Here is a 1,618-nt window from a genome sequence, read left to right on the forward strand (position 1 = left end):
CTAGTGCTCTGACCGCATAGGTTCACCGGGTTCTGTGGCCCGCTGCTGTGTGGTTGCTCAGGGAGTGTTCGCGGTCGCCCAAGAGCGGAACAAGGCGAGGGCTTCGGTGAGGTTGCCGGGGCCGCATCTGGTGTGAAAGGTCTTCTCGGAAGTCCACGCCCAGACCCAGTCGTGAGGGCTGCGGTTGACGTCCTGGCGGGGGTACTCATGATGCTCCAGGTCCGTCTCCTCCAGGTCGATGGTGACGGTCCAGCCGGGGTTATCGAGCGTGGCGATCTTCACGCCCCACTCGTGCTCCCAGTCCTCGTTGCACTGCGCGGCGTACCAGTTCTGCAGCCAGTCAAGAACGTTCTCCGAATTGCTCACGACAGGGGATGCTAGTGCTCTGACCATGGGTTCGCCGGGTCGCTCAGGCCGCGGTGGCGAGGGGGCGTCCGCCCCAGCGGATGCCCTTTTCGCTGCGGATGCGGGCGCGTTCCCTGCGTTCGGCGGCCAGGACGTCGCGGTGGCGGGCGTTGGCGTTGCGCCAGCGCAGGTAGGCGTGCAGGGCCCGTGTCTGCACGGTGTGGTTGGGGTGGTGGGAGTTGGAGATGGTGAACTGTCGCAGCGGTCCGAAGTGCGCCTCGATGGGGTTGGCCCACGAGGCGTAGGTTGGCGTGAAGCACAGTTCGACCTTGTGTTTCTTGGCCCAGCGGCGGATGTCGGAGCCTTTGTGGGCGGACAGGTTGTCCAGGATCACGTAGATCGGGGCGCCGTCGGGTCGGGCGGCGCGGATCGACTTCAGCGCGGCCAGCGTGTTCGCGGCCCCTTTCCTGCGGTGGTTGACGCCCCACAGCCGGTCGTTGCCGACCGAGTAGCAGCCGTGGAAGTAGCGCACCCCGTGCGTGCGGTGGTAGGTGGCCGGCACCCGAGCGGGTCGTTTCCGTGGTGCCCAGCCCGATCCTGCGGTGGGCCGGATTCCGAGCGGTCCGAACTCGTCGAAGGCGAAGACCCGGTCGGGGAAGCGGTCCAAGACCTCCTCGATGCGGTCGAGCTTGGCGTCGCGGTCGGGATCAGGGGATTCTTTCCAGGTTTTGGTGCGCTGGAAGGTGACACCGCGGCGGGCGAGCAGGCTGCGTAACGCTTCGCGGCCGATGCGGATGATCCGGCCGTGGACTTTGCGCAGGTAGGCGACGAGTTTGCGCAGCGACCAGCGGGTGAAGGGCTGGCCGAGCGTGGTGGGGCGGGTGGTGGCCGTCTGGATGACGAAGTCCTCGTCGTCAGGCTTGAGCAGGCGGGGACGGCCTCCCGCCCATTGAGGGTCCAGGCAGGCCAGGCCGATCTCGTTGAACCGGTGGATCACATCGCGCACGGTGTCCTCGTCGGCCTGCACCAGCTGGGCGATCACCGGCACACGGTTCCCGCCGGCCGAGGCCAGCAGCATCATCGCCCGCCGGTAGCGCACCGAGTTGGTACTGCCCCGGCGCACGATCTGCTGCAGCTTCTGCCCCTCCTGGTCGGTCAGTCTGCGCACACGGACAGGCTCGGCCACCGCGCCTCCAGCGGTCGGTTCGGACGTCACCGCACATCCAACCGCCACGACCACCAACCCGGTGAACCTATGCGGTCAGAGCACTAG

The 1,618-nt window shown here is 67.3% G+C and carries 2 protein-coding genes; both read right to left on the reverse strand.

The window, feature by feature from the left end:
* Nucleotides 1-57: 57 nt before the first annotated feature.
* A complete protein-coding gene (locus tag ACFU95_RS50965; protein WP_383844783.1) occupies nt 58-366 on the reverse strand; it encodes an immunity 53 family protein in 309 nt (102 codons plus the stop codon).
* Between the two features lie 43 nt (nt 367-409).
* Complete coding sequence (locus tag ACFU95_RS50970) at nt 410-1,531, reverse strand: IS630 family transposase (RefSeq protein WP_383844786.1); 1,122 nt, start codon at nt 1,529-1,531, stop codon at nt 410-412.
* Nucleotides 1,532-1,618 lie beyond the last annotated feature (87 nt).

Origin of the sequence: Streptomyces sp. NPDC057623 (assembly GCF_042800355.1) — a bacterium.
Classification (GTDB): domain Bacteria; phylum Actinomycetota; class Actinomycetes; order Streptomycetales; family Streptomycetaceae; genus Streptomyces.